The organism is Nonomuraea coxensis DSM 45129, from assembly GCF_019397265.1.
Lineage (GTDB): Bacteria > Actinomycetota > Actinomycetes > Streptosporangiales > Streptosporangiaceae > Nonomuraea > Nonomuraea coxensis.
Genome location: NZ_CP068985.1, coordinates 1646655 through 1668259, shown reverse-complemented (window position 1 = coordinate 1668259; position 21605 = coordinate 1646655). Strand labels below are relative to the sequence as shown.

23 protein-coding genes are annotated in these 21605 nt (G+C 70.2%); 4 read left to right on the top strand and 19 right to left on the bottom strand.

The window, feature by feature from the left end:
* Positions 1-48 precede the first annotated feature (48 nt).
* The 3 genes from Nocox_RS08130 to Nocox_RS08120 all read right to left on the bottom strand — a co-directional run bounded on the left by Nocox_RS08130 (position 49) and on the right by Nocox_RS08120 (position 4530).
* Positions 49-3312 carry a LamG-like jellyroll fold domain-containing protein gene (locus Nocox_RS08130; protein WP_033410984.1) on the bottom strand — a complete coding sequence of 1088 codons (3264 nt, stop codon included), beginning with the start codon at positions 3310-3312 and terminating at the stop codon, positions 49-51.
* Positions 3313-3516: 204 nt separating this feature from the next.
* The gene (locus tag Nocox_RS08125; RefSeq protein WP_026215063.1) at positions 3517-4221 is read right to left on the bottom strand and encodes an alpha/beta hydrolase; all 705 of its coding nucleotides are present in this window, start codon (positions 4219-4221) and stop codon (positions 3517-3519) included.
* 18 nt (positions 4222-4239) lie between these two features.
* Positions 4240-4530, bottom strand: a complete 291-nt coding sequence (locus Nocox_RS08120; protein ID WP_020546673.1) for a hypothetical protein — start codon at positions 4528-4530, stop codon at positions 4240-4242.
* Between the two features lie 86 nt (positions 4531-4616).
* Between Nocox_RS08120 and nucS the strand changes: the two genes are divergently transcribed.
* The 3 genes from nucS (at position 4617) to Nocox_RS08105 (ending at position 7539) form a co-directional block, all read left to right on the top strand.
* Entirely contained in the window at positions 4617-5279 is a 663-nt protein-coding gene (gene nucS, locus Nocox_RS08115; protein ID WP_020546674.1) for an endonuclease NucS, read from the top strand.
* Between the two features lie 79 nt (positions 5280-5358).
* Positions 5359-6831, top strand: coding sequence for an aldehyde dehydrogenase family protein (locus tag Nocox_RS08110; protein ID WP_020546675.1), 1473 nt, complete (start codon positions 5359-5361; stop codon positions 6829-6831).
* 144 nt (positions 6832-6975) lie between these two features.
* Complete coding sequence (locus Nocox_RS08105; protein WP_246649749.1) at positions 6976-7539, top strand: TetR/AcrR family transcriptional regulator; 564 nt, start codon at positions 6976-6978, stop codon at positions 7537-7539.
* 115 nt (positions 7540-7654) lie between these two features.
* Here the strand turns inward: Nocox_RS08105 and Nocox_RS08100 are convergent, their stop codons facing one another.
* The 4 genes from Nocox_RS08100 to Nocox_RS08085 all read right to left on the bottom strand — a co-directional run bounded on the left by Nocox_RS08100 (position 7655) and on the right by Nocox_RS08085 (position 11234).
* On the bottom strand, positions 7655-7972 hold the full coding sequence (locus Nocox_RS08100) for an STAS domain-containing protein (protein ID WP_026215064.1): 318 nt from the start codon (positions 7970-7972) through the stop codon (positions 7655-7657).
* Positions 7973-8050: 78 nt separating this feature from the next.
* Positions 8051-9217, bottom strand: coding sequence for a sensor histidine kinase (locus Nocox_RS08095; RefSeq protein WP_084685902.1), 1167 nt, complete (start codon positions 9215-9217; stop codon positions 8051-8053).
* Between the two features lie 14 nt (positions 9218-9231).
* A complete protein-coding gene (locus Nocox_RS08090; protein WP_020546679.1) occupies positions 9232-10341 on the bottom strand; it encodes an ABC transporter permease in 1110 nt (369 codons plus the stop codon).
* On the bottom strand, positions 10338-11234 hold the full coding sequence (locus Nocox_RS08085) for an ABC transporter ATP-binding protein (RefSeq protein ID WP_020546680.1): 897 nt from the start codon (positions 11232-11234) through the stop codon (positions 10338-10340). Before Nocox_RS08085 ends, Nocox_RS08090 begins: the two co-directional genes overlap by 4 nt.
* 127 nt (positions 11235-11361) lie before the next feature.
* Between Nocox_RS08085 and Nocox_RS08080 the strand changes: the two genes are divergently transcribed.
* Positions 11362-11952, top strand: coding sequence for a cob(I)yrinic acid a,c-diamide adenosyltransferase (locus tag Nocox_RS08080; RefSeq protein ID WP_020546681.1), 591 nt, complete (start codon positions 11362-11364; stop codon positions 11950-11952).
* A 39-nt stretch (positions 11953-11991) separates the two neighbouring features.
* Here the strand turns inward: Nocox_RS08080 and Nocox_RS08075 are convergent, their stop codons facing one another.
* The 12 genes from Nocox_RS08075 to Nocox_RS08020 all read right to left on the bottom strand — a co-directional run bounded on the left by Nocox_RS08075 (position 11992) and on the right by Nocox_RS08020 (position 21574).
* Positions 11992-12372 (bottom strand): DUF2550 domain-containing protein, encoded by a 381-nt coding sequence (locus Nocox_RS08075; RefSeq protein ID WP_020546682.1) that lies wholly within the window; start codon positions 12370-12372, stop codon positions 11992-11994.
* A 20-nt stretch (positions 12373-12392) separates the two neighbouring features.
* A complete protein-coding gene (locus Nocox_RS08070; RefSeq protein ID WP_020546683.1) occupies positions 12393-12794 on the bottom strand; it encodes a F0F1 ATP synthase subunit epsilon in 402 nt (133 codons plus the stop codon).
* 66 nt (positions 12795-12860) lie between these two features.
* On the bottom strand, positions 12861-14309 hold the full coding sequence (atpD, locus tag Nocox_RS08065) for a F0F1 ATP synthase subunit beta (protein ID WP_026215065.1): 1449 nt from the start codon (positions 14307-14309) through the stop codon (positions 12861-12863).
* A gap of 1 nt (position 14310) precedes the next feature.
* A complete protein-coding gene (locus Nocox_RS08060) occupies positions 14311-15213 on the bottom strand; it encodes a F0F1 ATP synthase subunit gamma (RefSeq protein ID WP_020546685.1) in 903 nt (300 codons plus the stop codon).
* A gap of 3 nt (positions 15214-15216) precedes the next feature.
* On the bottom strand, positions 15217-16866 hold the full coding sequence (gene atpA / locus Nocox_RS08055) for a F0F1 ATP synthase subunit alpha (RefSeq protein WP_020546686.1): 1650 nt from the start codon (positions 16864-16866) through the stop codon (positions 15217-15219).
* 24 nt (positions 16867-16890) lie between these two features.
* Positions 16891-17700, bottom strand: coding sequence for a F0F1 ATP synthase subunit delta (locus tag Nocox_RS08050; RefSeq protein ID WP_020546687.1), 810 nt, complete (start codon positions 17698-17700; stop codon positions 16891-16893).
* Complete coding sequence (locus tag Nocox_RS08045; RefSeq protein WP_020546688.1) at positions 17700-18251, bottom strand: F0F1 ATP synthase subunit B; 552 nt, start codon at positions 18249-18251, stop codon at positions 17700-17702. Before Nocox_RS08045 ends, Nocox_RS08050 begins: the two co-directional genes overlap by 1 nt.
* A gap of 28 nt (positions 18252-18279) precedes the next feature.
* The gene (gene atpE, locus Nocox_RS08040; protein WP_020546689.1) at positions 18280-18510 is read right to left on the bottom strand and encodes an ATP synthase F0 subunit C; all 231 of its coding nucleotides are present in this window, start codon (positions 18508-18510) and stop codon (positions 18280-18282) included.
* Between the two features lie 77 nt (positions 18511-18587).
* Positions 18588-19292, bottom strand: coding sequence for a F0F1 ATP synthase subunit A (atpB, locus tag Nocox_RS08035; protein WP_020546690.1), 705 nt, complete (start codon positions 19290-19292; stop codon positions 18588-18590).
* Between the two features lie 160 nt (positions 19293-19452).
* Positions 19453-19668: an AtpZ/AtpI family protein gene (locus Nocox_RS08030; RefSeq protein WP_026215068.1), complete on the bottom strand. Its 216-nt coding sequence runs from the start codon at positions 19666-19668 to the stop codon at positions 19453-19455.
* Between the two features lie 66 nt (positions 19669-19734).
* Positions 19735-20157: a Cg1360 family ATP-synthase-associated protein gene (locus Nocox_RS08025; protein WP_020546692.1), complete on the bottom strand. Its 423-nt coding sequence runs from the start codon at positions 20155-20157 to the stop codon at positions 19735-19737.
* Between the two features lie 130 nt (positions 20158-20287).
* A complete protein-coding gene (locus Nocox_RS08020) occupies positions 20288-21574 on the bottom strand; it encodes a glycosyltransferase family 4 protein (RefSeq protein WP_084685903.1) in 1287 nt (428 codons plus the stop codon).
* Positions 21575-21605 lie beyond the last annotated feature (31 nt).

Genomic DNA, 21605 nt, shown 5'->3' with positions numbered 1-21605 from the left:
GGTGATGCTGGCTCTTCGAGGGGGTGTACTGGGCGAAAAGAAACGGATTTATTGGGCGGCGAGCTGGGCGATCTGATCGGCGTTGAGCACTCCGTCGTAGGTGCGGACGTCGTCGACGGTGCCCGGCCAGTAGCCGGTCAGGGCGCCTGCGCTCCTGGTCCGGCCCAGCTGCAGCGGTCCGGTGGCGTTCCAGGTGCTGGTGTGAGAGGTGACGGTGGTGGCGGACAGGCGGCCGTTGACGTAGATGCGGAGCTGGCCGGTCAGGGCGTCGTAGACGCCGGCCAGGTGGGTCCACTCCATCGGGTTGGCGAGGGAGTCGGAGCGGGTCCGTACGAGGGTCGCGGTGTCGGTGTCGGCCGAGGCCATCCCGAACACCCAGCGCTGCTGCGCGGTGTCGTAGCCGAGCTGGAACCCGGCGGCCCGGTTGCCCGTCTGGGACACGGCGGCGGCGTCCTTGGTGGGCAGGTGGTCGAGCTGGGTCCACAGGGCGACGGTGAAGCCGGTGGCCGTGGAGACCGCGGGCTTGGTGGTCTGGGCCGCGCCGGTGACGCCGTCGAACGCGAGCGCGCCGTCCAGCCAGCCGAAGGTCCAGGACGCGGTCCCGGTGAGCGTGGCGGGCGTGCCCTTGCCGGAGGAGTCGGCGGCCGCGGTGCCGCTCTCCTCGTCCAGCTTCCAGTGGCCGACCAGGGTGGACGCGCTGTTGATCAGGTCGGCGACCTCGTCGGCGAACACGGCCCGGCCGTAGGCGCGCACGTCGTCCACGTCGCCCGGCCAGAACTCGGCCGCCGCTCCCGCCGCCCTGCCGCGGCCGGCGACGAACGGGCCGGTGGCGTTCCACGGCTGGGTGAAGGCGACCGAGGACTCCAGGCGGCCGTTGACGTAGAGCGAGAGCTGCCGGGACGCCGTGTCGTAGACGCCGGCCAGGTGGGTCCACTCGTTCAGCCGGGGCGCGGCGGCCGACAGGGCGCGCACGGTCGCGGCGCCGTCGGCGTCGGCGGCGGCGCGGGTGAACGCCCAGCGGTCGTCGCTCTTGGAGTACTGCAGGGCGAACGCGCCCGTCCTGCCGCCCTCCTGGGTGAGCAGGGTCGCGGTGGCGGCGTTGGAGGTCAGGCGGGCCCAGGCGGCCACGGTGAAGTTGCGGCTCGTGTCGAGGACCGGGCCGGACGTCGCTGCGGAGCCGTTGGCCAGGCGCAGCGCCGAGCCGGTGCGGCCGGTCGTCCACGTCGCGCCGGTCAGGGTCGCGGGGTGCGTGCCTCCCGCGTCGGCGGCGGTGCCGCCCTGGCCCTCGTCGAGCGGCCAGTGCCCGGCCGGCGGGCGGCCGGAGTTGACGTTGAAGACGTACGTGCGGATCGGGCCGAGCTGCCCGGCGCGGTCCTTGCTGCGGACCGACAGCACGTTGGGGCCGTCGTGCCGCGGGGTGATCTGGACCGTGGCCTTGCCTTCCTCGCCCGCCGCGACCGCGGTGGTGGGGCTGGTGTCGACCCCGTAGAGGTAGGAGGCCACGTCGGTGACGCCGTTGGGGCCGAAGCTGAACGTCCCCGCCAGGCCGAGGCCGTCGGACCAGGAGTTCTCCGGGTACTCGGGCGAGGCGACCGTGGGCTGCTGGCCGGGCGCGGTGGCGTCCACCGTGGCCTCGCACCACGGGCTCCAGGCGCTGGTGGCGCTGCCGTCCTCGGCGCGTACCCGCCAGCGGACCAGGGCGCCGTCCGCGTACAGGCTGGCCGGGACGGTGGCGGCGAAGGCGGTGCCGGAGGAGCCGGTGGCGGTGACGTACTCGCCGGTCTTCACGCCGGCGGCGTTGTACCACTCGAAGCGGCCCTTGACCGAGTTGTCGGCGTCCTTGAGCTTGGCCCACAGCTTGGGCGTGGCCGTGCTGATGACCGGACGGTCGTCACCGGAGACGCAGGGCCCGCCCGGGTCCGACCAGACGTCGGCGGCGACCGGGTCGGTGGGGATGGAGTTGTACTCGATGACCGCGGTCGGGTTGTTCTTGAACTTCTTCCAGGCGTACACGTCGGTCTCGCTGGTGGCCCGGAGGCCGACGGTCATCGTGTTCCACTTCTTGGAGGCGGCGTCGGCGGCCCAGGAGGTGATGTCGAACTCGACGCCGCCCGGCAGGCAGGAGGAGCCCCAGCCCTTGGCCACGTTGACCGTGCTCAGCAGCCTGGTCCAGGACGGCTGCTTGTTCCAGGTGGTGCTGGAGCTGATCGCGCCGGTGCCCCACGCCTCGACCTTGCGGGCGCTGCACGAGTACGACCACGTCTCGTACGTCCGCAGCGTCGCCTTGACGATCTGCTTGCCGTGGATGGTCGCGCCGGTCGCCATCTGGAAGAACGAGCGGTTCTTCTGCGACTCGACGTGCCCCACGCGGGCGACGTCGCTGGAGTTGAGGTAGTTGGAGTTCGGCCAGTTGCTCCAGACCGCGGTCCACGAGCCGCGCGGGGCCGAGAAGTAGGGGTCGAGGTAGACGGGGAAGCGGGTCCCCGGGTCCGTCAGCATCGCGCGGTCCGGCTTGAGCCGCAGCTCGCGGCCCTTGACCGTCACGCCCATCGTGGCCTCGCGGGCCTCGGGCGAGCGGCCCTCCTTGAGCGCCTGCGGGCTGGTCATGCCCTCGGAGTCCCACATCTTGGGGGTGGGGGCGAGGAAGAGCGCGCCGCCGGCCTCGTCGAGCGCCCGCAGGTTGCCCACGGCGTCGGTCTTGACCGTCAGTCCCTCGGCGGCCAGCGGGTACGCCAGCTCGGTCAGGGCCGCCGCCGCCTCCCGCGTCTTGACGACGAGCAGGTGCGAGAAGCCGTCCACGTCGGCCGTGACCTGGAGGTCGACGCCCGGCCTGACCTCGGCGTAGGTGGCGGTGTCGCCGTTCAGCACGGGCTTCGGCAGCGGGCCGGTCCAGCCGAGCTCCAGAGTCTTGCCGCCGCGCGACAGGCGGGCCAGCGGGCCGCTGCCGCCGCCGGAGAAGGTGACCCCGACCGCGGCGGCGACCGGCTCGACGGCGCCGTCCTGGCGCAGGCGGAGCGTGGTGTCCACGGGCACCCAGCCGCCGTCCCTGCGGACCTGGACGGGGCGTACGTGCTGCTCCAGCGTGAACGTGCCGTCCGGCTTGGCGAAGACGCGGCGGGTCTCGCCGCGCATGGACTCGATCTCGACGACCCGGTTGTCCCGCCGGGCGAGAGCGGACGCCCGCCGCTCCGCGCCCTCCTGGCCGGGCGGCCCGGCCTGCTCCGGCGGCGCCGCGGCATGCGCCGCCGGAGGGGTCTCGGCCGCGGCGGGCGGGGCCTGTGTCAGGACCACCGCCGCCATCGGAAACGCCATCGCCGCCGCACCCAGTAAACGCACGACCCGCATCTGTCCTCGCCCATGCTGAGCAGGGGTTACGCGCGGAACGAAGACCGTCCGGCGTCTCCACGATCTTCGGTTGACGATCGGATTGTCACCCTGTGTCAGACGCCGAGTCCAGAGTTCTGCTCATTATGTTCACGAAAAGCTTCAAAGCTCGCGTTCGCGCGCAAAAAGTCGTCAGACCTTCGTGGGCAGCGGAGAGGCGGCCGGGTTGACCCGCTTGACGATCTCGTCGAGCACGATCCGCACGTACGGCTCCCCCACCCACAGGTGCTTGGCGCCCTCGACGCCGACGACCTCGGCCTGCGGCACCCGCGCGAAACGCTTGCGCGCCTCCTCCGGCCGCAGGTAGTCGTCGAACTCCGGCACCAGCGCGACCAGCGGCCTGCCGAAGGCCGCCCAGGCGTCGAGATCGTCGTCGGTGGCCCTGTGCAGCGGCGGCGAGAGCAGGATCGCGCCCTCCACCAGCGGGTCGTGCGCCCACTTGAGCGCCAGCTCGGTGCCGAACGACCAGCCGACCACCCAGACGCGCGGCAGGTCGTGGAACTCGGCGTACTCCAGCGCGGCCGCCACGTCGAACCGCTCGCCCTCGCCCCGGTCGAAGGCCCCCTCGGAGGTGCCGCGCTCGGAGGAGGTGCCGCGCGTGTTGAACCGCAGCACCGCCAGGTCGGCGAGGGCCGGCAGCCGGTTGGCCGCCTTCTTGTAGAGGTGGCTGTCCATGAAGCCGCCGTGGGTCGGCAGCGGATGCAGGGTCACCAGCGTCGCGACCGGAGGGCGGCCGGCCGGCAGGGCCAGCTCGCCGACCAGGGTCAGGCCGTCGGCCGTGTGCAGCTCGATCGGCTCCCGCCGGGCCGGCAACACCGTCGCCGCGCGAATCTCCACCATCGTTCCTTTCGGGGGCTAGTAACGGCTGCGGCCGGGGCCGCGGTCGAGCCTCTTGCGCCAGCAGGGCTGGTGCCAGTGGCGGCGTTCCTCGTCGCCGCCCGACCAGGCGGGCCAGGCCACCAGGTGCGGCTGCCCGGGGCGGATCTCCTGGTCGCAGCCGGGGCAGCGGTAGTTCTTGGTCGACGAGGCGCCCGTGAGCATGCGGACCTTCCACTCGCCGTCCGGCCACTCCTCCACCTTGTCCAGGCCGGTCGGGAAGCCGAAGGGGCGGGAGGACTCCCTGCGGCGGGCCCGTCGCGGGCTCATCCCGTGCCGCCTCCGGACCCGCCGGACGTCATGCCCCCGTCGAACGCCATGACCCCAGTTTTCCAGAGCCGCTAAGGTGGGTCGTCATGCGGCTGGTCATCGCGCGATGCAGCGTGGATTACGTAGGACGGCTCACGGCTCACCTGCCGATGGCCCCGAGGCTCGTGCTCATCAAGGCGGACGGCAGCGTGAGCATCCACGCCGACGACCGCGCCTTCAAGCCGCTCAACTGGATGAACCCTCCGTGCAAGCTCAAGGAGGACGGCGGCACCTGGACGGTCACCCACGGCAAGACCGGCGAGAAGCTGGTCCTGACCATGGACGAGATCCTCCACGACTCCAGCCACGAGCTGGGCGTCGACCCCGGGCTGATCAAGGACGGCGTGGAGGCCCACCTTCAGGAGCTGCTCGCCGAGCACATCACCACGCTGGGCGACGGCTACTCGCTGATCCGCCGCGAGTACATGACGGCCATCGGTCCCGTCGACATCCTGTGCCGCGACGGCCTCGGCGCGACCGTGGCGGTGGAGATCAAGCGGCGCGGGGAGATCGACGGCGTCGAGCAGCTCACCCGCTATCTGGAGCTGCTCAACCGCGACCCGCTGCTCGCGCCGGTCCGCGGCGTCTTCGCCGCCCAGGAGATCAAGCCGCAGGCCCGGGTGCTGGCCACCGACCGCGGCATCGACTGCGTCACCCTCGACTACGACGCGCTGCGCGGCATCGAGCCGGAGAACCCGACCCTGTTCTGACCCGCCGTTCCGGCCCGCCGCAGGTCGTCACGCCCCCCTTGCCCTAGTAAGCGATGGCTTACCGGATTATCGTGACGCCATGACCACGGTGACGTTCGACTCACTGAACCCGGCGACCGGCGCGGTCGTCGGAAGCCATCCGAAGCAGGGCCCCGAGGCCGTCCGCGAGGCGGTCGGCCGGGCCGACGAGGCCGCCGCCTGGTGGGCGGGCCTCGGTCACGCCGAGCGCCGGCGCCGGCTGCTCGACTACAAGGCGGTCGTCACCCGCGACCTCCGGGAGCTCGCCCGGCTCGTCCACGAGGAGACCGGCAAGCCGGTCGGCGACGCCACGCTGGAGATCGTGCTGGCGATCACGCACATCGACTGGGCCGCGCGCAACGCCCACAAGGTGCTGGGCCGCCGCCGCGTCGCGACCGGCATGATCGGCCTCAACCTGGCCGCCACGCTCGAATACCTCCCGCTGGGGGTCGTCGGCGTGATCGGCCCCTGGAACTATCCGGTCTTCACGCCGATGGGGTCCATCGCGTACGCGCTGGCCGCCGGCAACGCCGTGGTGTTCAAGCCGAGCGAGTTCACCCCCGGCGTCGGGGTACGGCTGGCGGAGCTGTTCGCCCAGGCGGTGCCCGAGCACCCGGTGTTCCAGGCGGTGACCGGCCTCGGCGAGACCGGCGCGGCCCTCGCCGCCGACCCGCGCGTCCGCAAGATCGCCTTCACCGGCTCGACGGCCACGGCCAAGCGCGTCATGGCGGCCTGCGCCGAGAACCTCACGCCGATCGTGGCCGAGTGCGGGGGCAAAGACGCCTTCATCGTCGACGCCGACGCCGACCTCGGCGCCGCCGCCGACGCCTGCCTGTGGGGCGCGATGTCCAACGCCGGGCAGACCTGCGTGGGCGTCGAGCGCGTCTACGTCGTGGACGCCGTCTACGACGGGTTCATGCGCGAGCTGTCCGAGCGGGTGACCAAGGTGCGGGCCGGCGAGGACTACGGGCCGATCACCATGCCCGCCCAGGTCGACGTCATCAAGCGGCACATCGACGCCGCCGCCAAGGCGGGCCGGGTGGTCACCGGCGGGCCGGACGCGGTGCGGCCGCCGTTCGTGGACCCGGTCATCGTCGAGGACGTGCCCGAGGACTCCGCCGCCGTACGCGAGGAGACCTTCGGCCCCACGATCACGGTCCGGCGCACCCGCGACGCGCAGGAGGCGCTGGAGCTGGCCAACGCCTCGTCGTACGGGCTCGGCGGAACGGTGTTCTCCAGGAACGCGCGCCGGGCGACCGAGCTGGCCCGCCTCATGCGGACCGGCATGACGGCGATCAACTCGGTCATCTCGTTCGCCGGGGTGCCGTCCCTGCCGTTCGGCGGCGTCGGCGACTCGGGCTTCGGGCGCATCCACGGGGCCGACGGGCTGCGGGAGTTCAGCAGGCCGAAGGCGATCTCCCGGCAGCGTTTCGCGATGCCGGGCATGAACCTGACCTCGTTCTCCAGGGGGCCCGACGAGCTTGAGCGGCTGATCAGGCTTGTCACGTTCTTGCACGGCCGACGTAAAAGATAATCTTCGTACTCTTTCCCTAAACGGATCACCCGTCCATAATTGTGTGCTCTGGGGGCCACGATCATGTTGGACGGGTGGAATGTGAACCGGTCTTACCGGGGAATGTCGGCTGAGCAAAGGCTGGCGGACAGACGGGAGCGGCTGATGACGGCCGCCTACACGCTATACGCGAAGCCGGGATTCGCGGCGACGACGATCGAAAGGCTGTGCTCGGAGGCGCGGATCTCCAACCGCGCCTTCTACGAATGTTTCGGCGGGCGCGAGGAGCTCCTTCAGGCGCTGCACCAACGGTGCGTGGAGGAAAGCCTGGGCGCCGTGGCCGAAGCGGTCAAGGAGGCCCCGAACACCCTCGAAGGGCGGGTGCGAGCGGGGATTCGCGCCTATATCGAGTTCGCCACGTCCGACTGGCGCCGCGCCCGCATCATGCACGTCGAGGTGCGCAGGTCGGGCGACGTGCTGTCAATGTCGCGGCAGCGGGCCATAGAGTCCTTCGCCCGCATCATCCAGGAGGCCGCCGCCGATTTCCCGCAGGATCCGCGGGTGAATCGGCGGCTGCTGACCCTCGGCGTGATTGGGGCGTTGCAGGAGTTGCTCATCGAATGGCTGCTGGCCGAGACCCAGCCGGCCATCGACGATCTCGTGGCGGCGGCGGTGCACATCTTCTTGCGGAGCCTCGGCGCGCCCGGTCCCGGGGCGGTCCCGGGATAAATGGCGCCGTATTCCGCGTCATACATCGCGGATGCGTGCCATCCGTAATCCAGATTTTGTCTAAGTCGGGAAAGAGCGGGCGGCGGCTGATCACCGCCCGCTCCTATATGTGCCCTCAGGCCACCGCGGCCGCCGGAGCCTCGACGAGCAGGACCCGATTCAGCCGGGTCACCGCCAGGATCCGCATGATCCGCGGTGGCACCCCCCGTAGGACGAGGCGGCGTTGCGCGCCCATCGCGCGCCGATGCGCCCCCACGAGCACGCCGAGACCGGTCGCGTCGATCATCTCCAGCTTGGAGAGATCGAGGATCAGGTCGCCCTCGCCGGCGTCGAGAGCGTCGTGCAGCCGCTCGCGCACCCCCGCTGACGTGCCGGCGTCGAGCCTGGCCCCGATCCGCACCACTTGGGCTCTCGGATTGCCTCGGACGCGCATGCCACCTCCTCAGTCACGCGCACAGCCGGTCGCGCCCGTGCGCACTCGCGCGCGGAACGCACCGTCTGCATGTCACCCCTACCCACGTACGGGCAGCGACACGACAGCTTCGAGCAGGAACTCTCCGTCCCCCGTCGGGCGGGCCCGCACCGCGCCGCCCACCGCGGCCAGCCGCTCCGCCATGCCGGTGAGGCCGCTGCCCAGGTCGTCGGCCTGCCGCCGGGCCACCCCGTCGTTGCGTACGGACAGCTCCGCCCGCTCGGGCGTGAACCGGATCGTGATGTCGCAGAACGTCGCCGCGCTGTGCTTGAGCACGTTGGTGACCGCCTCGCGCACCGCGAGGGCGAAGTCGGGAGCCAGCCCCCCGGGGAGCTCGCGATAGGGCAGACGCACCTCGCAACGGACCCCGGCCGCTTCGAGCACTCCCTTCACGCTATCCAGCTCGGCGGTCAAGTCAAGCTCGCGGTAGCCGCGCACGGCCTCGCGCAGCTCGCGCAGCGCCTTGCGGGTGAGCGTGTTGATCTCGGTCAGCTCGGCCCGCGCCGCCGCGGGATCGGCCTCCGACAGGCGCTTGGCCAGCTCGGTCTTGACCGCGATGGCGGAGAGCTGGTGGCCCACCAGGTCGTGCAGGTCGCGGGCGAAGCGCAGGCGCTCCTCGGCCAGCGCCAGCCGGGTGTGCGCCTCGCGGCCCTGGTGCGCCTGCTCCGCCAGGGTCCAGATCCACAGCCACAGCCGGCCGGACGGCGGCAGCGTCAGGCACCAGACGGCGTAGATGCCGCCGAAGTAGAGCGCGGCCTCCGGCAGCCTCAGGTCCGCGCCGGACACTCCGGTGTCGGTCGCCACCCCGAGCAGGCCGAGCCCCACGGCGACCACGAAGGCCCCCGCCGACTGCAGGACCGCCGTGCGCTTGGTGACCCGCAGCGTGGCGGTGTAGACCCAGACCATGATGAGGAAACCCCAGCCGAAGGGGTCTCCCCCGCCCGCCACGGTGCCGATCACCGCGAGCACCGCGCACGCCACGACCTCGCGGAGGGGGTAGCGGCCGGCCATCACGGCGTCGATGGCCCGCCAGGCGAGCCAGGTGAAGCCGGCCGCGGCCGCGAACGCGGGCACGGCTCGCCACCAGGGGAACCTCCCCTCGCCGAACAGCACGGCGCTGCCCAGCGCGAGGAAGATCCACAGCATGACGAGACCGGCGATCAACGTGATCCACGTGATGCGCCGGGCTCGTTGGAGCGCTTCCATCCGCCGCCGTCCGCCTACCCGGCGCGCAGCACTTCGGTGAGCTTGAGCCGCGCTCCCGTGCGCAGCACCGCCCGGCGGTACACGCCGGCGCCGAACGACAGCACCGCGACCACCGCCAGCGCCATGGCCGCCATGGACGCCCCCACCTGCCACAGCGGCACCTCGGTCGCCGCCATCCGCACCGGCATGACCATGGACGAGAACGGCGGCACGTACGACATGACCGTGGCCAGCGTGCCCGTGGCGTCGGTGGTCGCGTAGAAGGCCATGAAGTACGTGATCATGATGACCATGCTCAGCGGGGTGATCACGCTGCCGACCTCCTCCTGGCGGGAGACGAGCGAGGCGAACGCGGCCGACAGCGTCGCGAAGAAGGCGTAGCCGAGCACGAACCACACCAGCACCCCGGCCACGAGCCCGCCGATGCCGGGCGGGAAGTCCGCGGCGATGCCGGAGGCCGCCGCGGCGCCGAGGCCGACGGCCAGGATCACCACCAGGTTGATCAGTCCGAGCACGCCAAGGCCGATGATCTTGCCGGCGAGCAGCTGCCAGGGCCGCAGCGTGGAGAGCAGGATCTCCACGATCCGGCTGCCCTTCTCCTCCACGACGCCCATTGCCACCATCGACACCTGGCTGAAGATCAGCATGAACAGCACCAGCACGAGCACCACGGCGATCCCGGTGCGGGCCGACTCGTAACGCACGTCCGCGCCCACGGACTCCACCTGCAACGGCGGGATCGACACGCCCGCCGCGCCGAGCTTGACCTCCCGGTTCACGCTCTGCAGCAGCACGCCGAGCTCGTCGTCGAGCTGGCCGTCGGTGAGCACCTTGGCCCCGCCGACCAGCACGGCGTCCACGTCGCCGTCGAGCACGGCCTGCCGGGCCGCGGCCTCGTCGGCGAACTCCCGCCACTCGAACTCCGCGTCCGGCGCCGCCCGGTCCAGCGGCAGCCGCTGGCTGTTCACGGTGCCGAGGGTGTAGGAGTCGGAGCCGCCCATGAGCTTGGGCGCGAACGAGACCGCCGCCACCAGGACGGCCGTCACCAGCAGGCCGACGACGAACCCCTTCGTGCGGAGCTGCGTCATCACCTCTCTGCGGGCGACCAGCATCACACCGTTCACGCCACGGCCTCCTTGAAGATCTCGGTGAGGGTCGGCTGCTCGACCCCGAAGTGCTCGACGCGGCCCGCCTTCATGGCGCGGCGCAGGACCTCCTGGTCGTCGCCGCCGGACACGCGCAGGACGTGCCGGTCGCCGTTCACGGTGACCGTGCCGGGCAGACCGTCCGCCCAGCCGGGGGCAGGGTCGCGGACGACCACGCGCAGCGTGTCGCTCTCGGCGGCGCGCAGCTCGGCCACGGTGCCGGAGGCCACCATGCGCCCGCGCGCGACGATGCCGACCGAGTCGCACAGCCGCTCGACCAGGTCGAGCTGGTGGCTGGAGAAGATCACCGGCACGCCGCCCCTGCACCGGTCCTGGAGCGTGGTGGCCAGCGCGTCCACGGCGATCGGGTCCAGGCCGGAGAACGGCTCGTCCAGCACCAGCACCTCGGGGTCGTGCACCAGCGCGACCGCGAGCTGCACCCGCTGCTGGTTGCCCAGCGACAGCGCCTGCACCGCGTCGTTCCTGCGCTCGGCCACGCCCAGCCGTTCCATCAGCTCCTCGGTGGCCTTGCGCGCGGCCGGCGCGCTGAGGCCGTGCAGGCGGCCGAAGTACTCGATCTGCTCGACGACCCGCATCTTCTGGTACAGCCCGCGCTCCTCCGGCATGTAGCCGAAGCGGCGCCGCGCGTCGTAGTCGAGAAGCCGGCCGTCCCAGCTCACCGAGCCGGAGTCGGCCTGGAGCACGCCCATGACGATGCGCATGGTGGTCGTCTTGCCGGCGCCGTTCGCGCCCACGAACCCGTACATCTCCCCAGGCCGCACGCTGAAGCCCACGCCGTCCAGCGCGACCTTTCCGCCGGGTGCGTCGGGGCCGCCCGCGAAGCGCTTGCGCAGCTCGCTGATCTCCAGCATCAGGTCCTCTCCTTCGTCATGGGTCAATAGTGGCGTTCGCGCTGTTCGCCCAGGTAGTCGCGGATATCACGGGCCCGACATGCATCCCGCGTCCGATCGCGATGACTTTTGTCATTAACCTGGGGCCATGACGCGCGCCGACAAGGACAAACCGGTCGTTCTCTCTCGCATCTACACCCGTGCCGGCGACGACGGCACCACCCGGCTGAGCGACATGAGCACCACCGCCAAGACCGATCCGCGGCTGGCCGCGTACGCCGACGTGGAGGAGGCCAACGCCCACCTCGGGCTGGCCCTGTCGTTCGGCACCCTGCCGGGCGAGCTGGCCGAGCTGCTGTCCCGCCTCCAGAACGAGCTCTTCGACGTCGGCGCCGATCTCGCCACCCCGGTCACGGACAACCCCGAATACCCGCCGCTGCGGGTCGAGCAGTCCTACGTCGACCGGCTGGAGGAGCAGTGCGACCGGCTCAACGAGGGCCTGAAGCCGCTGCGCAGCTTCATCCTGCCGGGCGGCGACCCCGCGACGGCGGCGCTGCACGTGGCCCGCGTGACCGTACGCCGGGCCGAGCGCACCACCTGGGCCGCCCTGCGGACCCACGAGGACATGAACCCGCTGACCGCGAAATACCTCAACCGGCTGTCGGACCTGCTGTTCATCGCCTGCCGCGTCGCCCACGCCGGCCAGGAGATCCTGTGGAAGCCGGGCGGGACGCGCTGAGCACCCCTCGGCGGCGCTCAGGCCCGCCCTGAGCGCCCGTCAGGCCACGTCGAGGTAGGCACTGGGCGGCGCGGACTCCAGCCACGCCAGGAAACCCGTCAGCGCATCGGCGCTCATCGCCAGCGACACGTCCCGCGTAGTGCCGCTGCAGTCGACCGCGTAGAGCCCGTCGCCGAGCTCGCGACGGGCGGAAACGACGAGGCCGCGCCTCGCGATCGCGTGGCGCGGCCTCAGTCGGACGCCCAGAAGCGGAATCCAGTGGAGTTCCCCGTCGGCATAACGGGCCACCCCGCTGCGCCATCCGCGGTCACCGACCCGCAACCGACACGGTACGTTGCCGCGCGAGCGCGTCAGCATGACCACGCGCGGCACCACGAGGGCGGCAAGCAGCACTGCGAGAACCACAACCGTCGCCACCATGCCGCCCCCCTGTACGTCTGTTATACGTCTTCCCCCGCCGCGCGGAGCCGGGCCCTGGCACGCTTGGCCTCGATCGCCGCGTCGGCGTCTTCCTGGTTGGCCTCGATGGAGGCCTGAGCGCGGTCGAGCGCGTCACGGGCAGCCGCGACGTCGACCTCCGACCCGAGCTCGGCGACCTCGGCGAGCACGGACACCTCATTGTCCGCCACGGAGATGAACCCGCCGTGAACGGCCGCCACGAGGTCGCCCTCGCCCTCACGCTTCACGCGCAGCACGCCGCCCTCGACGAGAACGCCGAGCACAGGTGCATGTTGCGGCATAATACCGATCTCGCCGTCCACGGTCTTGGCAATCACCATGTCGGCCTCGCCGGACCAGATCTCACGCTCGGGTGAGACAACCCCTACGCGTAGCTTCGCCACTTGTGCAGGTTCCTTTCCGATCAGGTGGCGGCGCGGGGCCGGGCCCCGGCCGCCACCGTATGGCGATTAGCGACGCTGGAGTTCCTTGGCCTTGGCCACGGCCTGCTCGATGCCGCCGACCATGAAGAACGCCTGCTCGGGCAGGTGGTCGTACTCACCCGCGCAGAGGCCCTTGAAGGAGGCGATGGTCTCGTCCAGCGGCACGGTCTCGCCCGGCTGGCCGGTGAAGGCCTCGGCCGCGTACATCGGGTGCGACAGGAAGCGCTCGATGCGGCGGGCCCGCTGGACGGTGACCTTGTCCTCCTCGGACAGCTCGTCGATGCCGAGGATCGCGATGATGTCCTGGAGCTCGCGGTACTTCTGCAGGATCCGCTTGGTCTCCTGGGCCACCCGGTAGTGCTCCTCGCCCACGATCTGCGGGTCGAGGATCCGGGAGGAGGAGTCGAGCGGGTCCACCGCGGGGTAGATGCCCTTCTCCGAGATCGGCCGCGACAGAACGGTCTGCGCGTCGAGGTGCGCGAACGCGTTGTGCGGGGCCGGGTCGGTGATGTCGTCCGCGGGGACGTAGATCGCCTGCATGGAGGTGATCGAGTGACCGCGGGTCGAGGTGATGCGCTCCTGGAGCACGCCCATCTCGTCGGCCAGCGTGGGCTGGTAACCCACGGCCGACGGCATGCGGCCGAGCAGGGTGGAGACCTCGGAACCGGCCTGCGTGAAGCGGAAGATGTTGTCGATGAAGAGCAGCACGTCCTGCTTCTGCACGTCGCGGAAGTACTCCGCCATGGTCAGCGCCGACAGCGCGACCCGCAGACGGGTGCCCGGCGGCTCGTCCATCTGGCCGAAAACGAGCGCGGTGTCCTTGAGGACGTCCGCCTCCTCCATCTCCAGCCAGAGGTCGTTGCCCTCACGGGTGCGCTCGCCCACGCCGGCGAAGCACGAGGTGCCACCGAAGTTGCGGGCGACACGGCGGATCATCTCCTGGATGAGGACCGTCTTGCCCACGCCGGCGCCGCCGAACAGGCCGATCTTGCCACCCTGCACGTACGGGGTGAGCAGGTCGATGACCTTGATGCCGGTGACGAGCAGCTCGGTGCGCGACTCGAGCTGGTCGAAGGCCGGGGCCGGACGGTGGATGCCCCACCGCTCGGTGATCTTCAGGGACGAGGTCGGGACGTCGAGCGTCTCGCCCAGCGCGTTCCACACGTGGCCCTTGACGACGTCGCCGACCGGCACCGAGATCGGGCCGCCGGTGTCCTGGACGGCCTGGCCGCGGACCAGGCCGTCGGTGGGCTGCATGGAGATGGCGCGGACCAGGTTGTCGCCGAGGTGCTGGGCGACCTCCAGGGTCAGCGTCTTGGTCTCGCCGCCGAGGGTGACCTCGACCTTGAGCGCGTTATAGATCTCGGGCATCGCGTCGACGGGGAACTCCACGTCGACGACGGCGCCGGTGACGCGAGCCACGCGGCCGGTGCCGGCCGCGGCGGCTTCTACAGTTTCAACAGCCTCTGCAGTCATTTCACTCTTTCCCCGCTGCGGCGTCAGCGAGCGCGTTGGCCCCACCGACGATCTCGCTGATTTCCTGGGTGATCTCGGCCTGGCGAGCCTGGTTCATCTGCTGGGTGAGCACCCGCATCAGCTCGTTGGCGTTGTCGGTCGCCGACTTCATGGCGCGCCGCCTGGCGGCCTCCTCGGAGGCGGCCGACTGCAGCAGCGCGGTGAAGATCCGGGACTCCACGTAACGCGGAAGCAGCGACTCCAGCACGTCGCCGGCGGTCGGCTCGAACTCGAAGTACGGCGGAATCTGGGCGGACTCCGTGGCCTCGGTCTCCTCGACCTCCAGCGGCAGAACGCGCTTGACGACGACGTTCTGGGTCAGCATCGAGATGAACTCGGTCGAGACGATGTGGATCTCGTCGATCCCGTTCTCGTCCTTGAACGAGTCGATGAGGACACCCGCGATCTCCTTGGCGTCGGCGTAGGCCGGCTTCCTGGAGAAGCCGACCCACTCGCCGCCCATCGTCCGGTTGCGGAAGGAGTGCCAGGTGACACCCTTGCGCCCGGTGACGAACGGCACGACGTCGAGGCCACGGCTCTCCAGCAGCCCGCGCAGGGCCTCGGCCTCGCGCAGCACGTTGGCGTTGAAGCCGCCGCAGAACCCGCTGTCGCTCGTGACGATGAGGACGCCCGCCTTGGCGGGGTTGTCCTTCGCCACGGTCAGCGGATGGTCGACGCTCGCCGCGTTGCTGACGACGCCGGTCACGGCGCGGGTGATCTCCCGCTCGTACGGCAGCGCCGCCTGCATCCGTTGCTGCGCCCGCACGATCCGTGAGGAGGCGATGAGCTCCTGCGCGCGCGTGATCTTCGCGGTCGACTTGACCGAGCTGATCCGCCGCCGCAGCAGCCTGAGCTGGGCACCCATGGACTACTTCTCCGTCGCCGGGCGGACGACCTTCTTGATCTTCTCCTGGCCGACCTCGCCGGCCTCAAGCGGCGCGACCGGCTCGTCCTTCACCAGCAGCTCGCCCGAGGAGGTGGTGAAGCCCTTCTTGAACTCCGTGATGGCGTCCTTGAGGGTGGTGACCGTGTCGTCGCCCATGTCCTTGGTCTCGCGGATGCTGTCGAAGACGCCCTTGTGCGAGGACTGCAGGTAGTCGAGGAACTCGGACTCGAACCTGCGGATGTCCTCGACCGGCACCTCGTCCAGCTCTCCGGTGGTGCCGGCCCACACCGACACGACCTGGCGCTCAACGGGGAACGGGGAGTACTGCGGCTGCTTGAGCAGCTCGACCAGCCGCTGACCGCGCTCCAGCTGGGCGCGGGAGGCGGCGTCGAGGTCGGAGGCGAACGCGGCGAACGCCTCCAGGTCGCGGTACTGGGACAGCGACAGCTTCAGCGTGCCGGCGACCTTGCGCATGGCCTTGACCTGCGCGGAACCGCCGACTCGGGAGACGGAGATGCCGACGTTGATGGCCGGGCGGACGCCGGCGTTGAACAGGTCGGTCTCCAGGAAGCACTGGCCGTCGGTGATGGAGATGACGTTGGTCGGGATGAACGCCGACACGTCGTTGCCCTTGGTCTCGATGATCGGCAGGCCCGTCATCGAGCCGCCGCCCATGTCGTTCGACAGCCGGGCGCAGCGCTCCAGGAGCCGGGAGTGGAGGTAGAAGACGTCACCGGGGAAGGCCTCGCGGCCCGGGGGGCGACGCAGCAGCAGGGACACGGCGCGGTAGGCGTCGGCCTGCTTGGTCAGGTCGTCGAAGACGATGAGGACGTGCTTGCCCTGGTACATCCAGTGCTGGCCGATGGCCGAACCGGTGTAGGGGGCGAGATACTTGTAACCGGCCGGGTCGGAGGCGGGAGCGGCGACGATGGTGGTGTACTCCATCGCGCCGGCCTCCTCGAGCCGGGCCTTGACCTGCGCGATCGTGGAGCCCTTCTGGCCGACCGCGACGTAGACGCAGCGGACCTGCTGCTCCGGGTCGCCGGAGGCCCAGGCCTCGCGCTGGTTGAGGATGGTGTCGACGGCGATCGCGGTCTTGCCCGTGCCGCGGTCACCGATGATCAGCTGGCGCTGGCCGCGGCCGATCGGCGTCATGGCGTCGATCGCCTTGATGCCGGTCTGCAGCGGCTGCTTCACCGGCTGCCGCTGGACGACCGAGGGGGCCTGCAGCTCAAGGGCACGGGTGCCCTCGGCGGTGATGGCGCCCTTGCCGTCGAGGGGGTTGCCCAGGGGGTCGACCACACGGCCGAGGAAGTCGTCGCCGACGGGCACGGACAGGACCTCGCCCGTCCTGCGGACCGTCTGGCCCTCCTCGATGCCGCTGAAGTCGCCCAGGACCACGACACCGATCTCACGGGTGTCGAGGTTGAGCGCCAGGCCGCGCGTGCCGTTCTCGAACTCCAGCAGTTCGTTCGCCATCGCCGAGGGCAGGCCGGAGACATGGGCGATGCCGTCGCCGGCGTCGACGACGGTCCCGATCTCCTCGCGCGCGGCGCCTTCCGGTTCGTACGCCTGGACGAAGCGCTCAAGCGCGTCCCGGATCTCGTCCGGCCGGATCGTAAGCTCCGCCATCTCTACTCTGTCTCCCTATTTCGCCTAGCCGGCCAACCGGCGGCGGACTTCTTCGATTCGTCCCACGATGGTGGTGTCGATGATCTCGTCGCCGATGCGGACCGAGAACCCACCGAGCACTCGCTTGTCCACCTCGACATTCAGGTGCACGTCACGCCCGTACGAGGTGCGCAGCCACGACGTCAGGCGCCGCTTCTGCTCCGCGGTCAGCTCGACGGCGCTGCGCACCACCGCCACGAGGCGCTGGCGCTGCTGCGCCACGAGCTGGCCGAACTCCTCGAGCCCTGCTTCCAGGCTACGTCCTCGCGGGTGCAGAACCACCTGCGTGATGAGGCGCAGGCTGGTGGGCGCCACCTTGCCGCCGAGCAGGTCGCTCAGCAGCTGCCGCTTGCCCGCGGCGGGGGCGGCGGGGTCGGCGAGCGCGCGGCGCAGGGCGGGGTTGCCGGCCACGACGCGGCCGAAGCGGAAGAGCTCGTCCTCCACGTCGTCGAGCCGCGCCTGGCTCTCCGCCTCCGCGGCCCCGGCGACCACGCCGAGCCGTTCGAGCACGTCGGCGAGGTCGCCGGCGCGAGACCAGCGAGCCGCGACCGCGCTCTCGACGGTGGCCAGCGCGGCCGCGCCGATCTTGCCCTCCAGCAGCGCGCGCACGGTGCGCGTCTTCGCCTCCACAGGCCTGGCCTGGTCGGACAGGGCGCGGCGCAGGCCGTGCTCGCGGTCGAGCAGATCCGCGACCGCGAACAGCTCGTCGGAGAGCGTCCCGAGGTCGGCACTGCCGGCGACCGCGTTGAACCGCTCCTCGACCTCGGCCAGCGACGCCCTGCTCAGACCGCGCATCAGCGCACCGCCTGCGCGTTGGAGCTCTCCAGCTCGTCGAGGAACCGGTCGACGATGCGGCTCTGACGGGCCTCGTCCTCCAGCGACTCGCCCACGATGCGGCCCGCGAGCTCGGTCGACAGGCGGCCGATCTCGGTGCGGAGCTGCGCGAAGGCGGCCTGACGGTCGGCCTCGATCTGCGCGTGCGCGGCCTCGACGAGGCGGCGGGCCTCGGCCTGCGCCTCCTCGCGGAGCTCGGCCTTGATCTGCGCGGCCTGCTCACGGGCCTCCTCGCGGAGCCTGCCGGCCTCGCGCCGGGCCTCCTCGAGGTTGGCCGCGTACTGCCGCTGCAGCTCCTGGGCCTGGGCCTGGGCCTCTTCGGCCCGCTTGATGCCGCCCTCGATCGCATCCGTACGCTCGGCCAGCGTCTTCTGGATGCGTGGCACGAGCATGCGCCCGACGACGAGGAAGACGACGAGGAACGCGAAGATACCGACGACGAGCTCGTACGTGTGCGGAATGAGGGGGTTGGAGCCCTCCTCCGCGAGGAGCGTAGCTGCCTTAACGATCATGTTGCAGCCTTTCGTCAGTCGAGGGCTATCAGATGCCCGAGAAGATGAACGGCGCCACCAGGCCGATCAGGGCGAGGGCCTCGGTGAGGACGAAGCCGAGGAGCATGTTCTGGCGGATCAGGCCGTAAGCCTCGGGCTGGCGCGCGATGGCCTGCACGCCCTGACCGAAGATGATGCCGACGCCGATGCCGGGGCCGATGGCGGCGAGACCGTAACCGATGGCGGTGACGTTGCCGGAGACCTCAGCGAGAACGCTCATTGTTCTTATTCCTTTACTTAACGGCCGGTGACGTGGGTATCACCGGTCATGGACATTCCGTGTGGTGTGCGTGGGACTCAGTGCTCAGCGTGCAGCGAGTTGCCGATGTACATCGCCGCCAGCATCGCGAACAGGAAGGCCTGCAGGAACTGGATGAACATCTCGAAGCCGGTCAGGACGATGGTCATCAACACACCGAGGACACCGACGGGGGCGCCCAGCGGGGTCAGCTTCTCGAAGAGGAACCAGAAGCCGACCATGCTGAAGAAGGCCAGGAGCATGTGACCCGCGAACATGTTCGCGAAGAGTCGGACCGCGTGCGTGAAGGGGGCGATGATCAGGTTCGACAGGAACTCGATCGGCGCGAGCAGCACGTAGATGAACTTGGGCAGGCCGGGCGGGAACATCATGTTCTTGAAGTAGCCGACCGGGCCCTGGTGCTTCATGCCGAGGTAGATCTTGAGGATGTAGATCAGGCCGGCGAGCACGGCGGGGAAGGCGATGTGCGAGGCGACCGGGAACTGCAGCACGGGGATGACGCCCATGAGGTTCCACACCAGGACTATGAAGAAGATCGAGACCAGCAGGCCCATCCACCGGTCGGCGTCCTTGCCCAGGAAGGGCCGGGCGACCTGGTCGCGGACGAACATGTAGCCGTACTCGACGACGTTCTGCAGACCCCTCGGCACCACCTTGGGGTTGGCGAAGGCGCCCCAGCACAGGGCGATCACCACGACCGAGGCGAGCAGGGCGAGCAGGACCGGCTTGGTGAACCAGTCCACCCCCGGGATGATGGGGGGCAGGTTGAACAGCTCTTCAGGCGTAGGCGCCCCGAACTGATCGCCATGAGGAGCGAGGACCGTCAGCGCACTCACGCGGCGTTCCCTTCAACGTCGTAGTGGATCACAAGAGTTACCTCGGCGGAGTGATCGCTGCGCCGGGCTAGCGACCGAACTTCCGGTAGGCCAGGTAGCCGGCGAGCACAACCCCAAAAACCACGCCTATGGGGAAGAACGCGGACATGTCCAACCACCGGTCCAGCAACCACCCGAGACCGCCGTAGAAGGCCATCCCTGCGAGCAGATAGCTGGGGACTGACCACATGGCGTCGGCGAAGTCGCGACCGTCTGTCTCCGGTCGGCGTTCCTGTGCGCTCATCGCGGCCCCGACGATAGCAGGCGAGTAGAGGACTAGTCATATCGGGCCCCGCCCAAGGGAACGGCCTCATGAGTCACCCTTGCCGGGGACCCGGGCCTCGGGGTCGACGTACAGCATCTTGGTCTTCATGAAGGCGCGGACCTCGAAACCGGTCCACACCAGCGTGCAGATCACAACAGACCAGGCGAAAGCGAGGGTATTCCAGACCGTGGTATCGCGGAACGCGTTGAGCACGATCATGATGACGACGACCTTGACGAGATAGCTCAGCATCGCCGCGATCGCCATCACCTGCGGGGAGACCCGGGCGGCGTAGGAGACCGCCACCACACTGACGCTGAAGAAGATCCCGACCAGCAGCGTGCCGAGGGCTGCGCCCAGCGCGCCCTTGCCGCCGGCGGTCAGCAGAGCGACGACCACCGCGGCCACCCCGACCACGAGGGTCGGAATCGCGGCGCTCTTGAGTACGCGCACGTCGTTGGCCTGCATCGGTGCTCCATCAGCGAGTTATCAAGCGAGCGTTTGCTACCCCGCAGACATGTGCGTCGGGGGTCCCTGCTCGTGAAAGATATCACAAGCTCACGGAAGACCGCTTTTACCTGCCGTTTCTAGTTCGCGATCAAGAACGGCTCGGAAATGCTGGAATGACCGGATTGCCGTCGGCCGCCGCCGAGCGCTGCGCCCCGGGCCCGTCCGGCGGCGGCATCCGCCGCCTGACCTCGGGCTCCGGCGCGATCGGCGGCATCGGGCCGGTGGGCGGGCCGTCGTCGTCGGGCTGCTTGCCGCGCGAGGACGCGTGCGTGCCGCCCCGGCCCCGCCAGCGCGGCAGCGCCATCAGCACGAGCACCACCAGGGCGAACACGATCACCACCGGGAACAGCAGGACCGGGACGCCGATCGTGGACATGCCCACGATGCCGAAGGCGAACAGGAACGCCCAGGCGTACATGATGAGCACCGACCTGCGGTGGGAGTGGCCGATGTCCATCAGCCGGTGGTGCAGGTGCCCCCGGTCGGGCGCGAACGGCGACAGCCCCCGCGAGGTGCGCCGCACCACCGCCGTGATGAGGTCGACCAGCGGCAGGATCAGCACCGCGGCCGGCAGCAGCAGCGGCAGCAGCACCGGCACCTTGTTCATGCCCTCGATGATCCCCGGGTCCACCGGGGTGGTGACGATCGACGAGGCCAGCACGAGCCCGATGAGCATCGCGCCCGTGTCGCCCATGAAGATCTTCGCCGGATGGAAGTTGTGCGGCAGGAAGCCGAGGCAGGTGCCGATGAGGATGGCCGCGATGGCGGCCGTCGTCGTGATGCGCGGGCCACTGATGTTGACGGCCAGGAAGATCGAGTAGGCCCAGGTGGCCATGCCCGCGATGCAGACGATCCCGGCCGCGAGGCCGTCGAGCCCGTCGACGAAGTTGACCGCGTTGATCGTGACCACCACGACCATGATGGTGATCACGGTGCTGAGCGTGGGGTCGAGGCTGATGGAGCCGCCCCAGTTCTGCGGCAGCGGGATGTAGAGCAGGCGCAGGTCGAAGAAGACCAGCACACCCGCCGCCGCGACCTGGCCGCCGAGCTTGATGAAGGCGTCCATGCCCCACCAGTCGTCGAGGAACCCGGTCACCGTGATCAGCCCGCCGGCCACGATGAGCGCCGTGACCGCGTTGACGTCGGTCTCGGTCAGGGCCTTGCCCGTGTGCGTGAGCTGGCTGGCGACCAGCAGCCCCACCACCAGGCCGCCGTACATCGCCAACCCGCCCAGGCGGGGCGTCGGCGTCGTGTGCACGTCGCGATCGCGAACCTCCGGCATGGCGCCGATGCGGATGGCGAAGCGGCGCACGAGCGGAACCAGCAGATAGGTCACCGCCGCCGCGATGAGCGCCATGAACAGGTATTCGCGCACGACCCTAGTTTCCCGGATGTCCCGGCCAAGT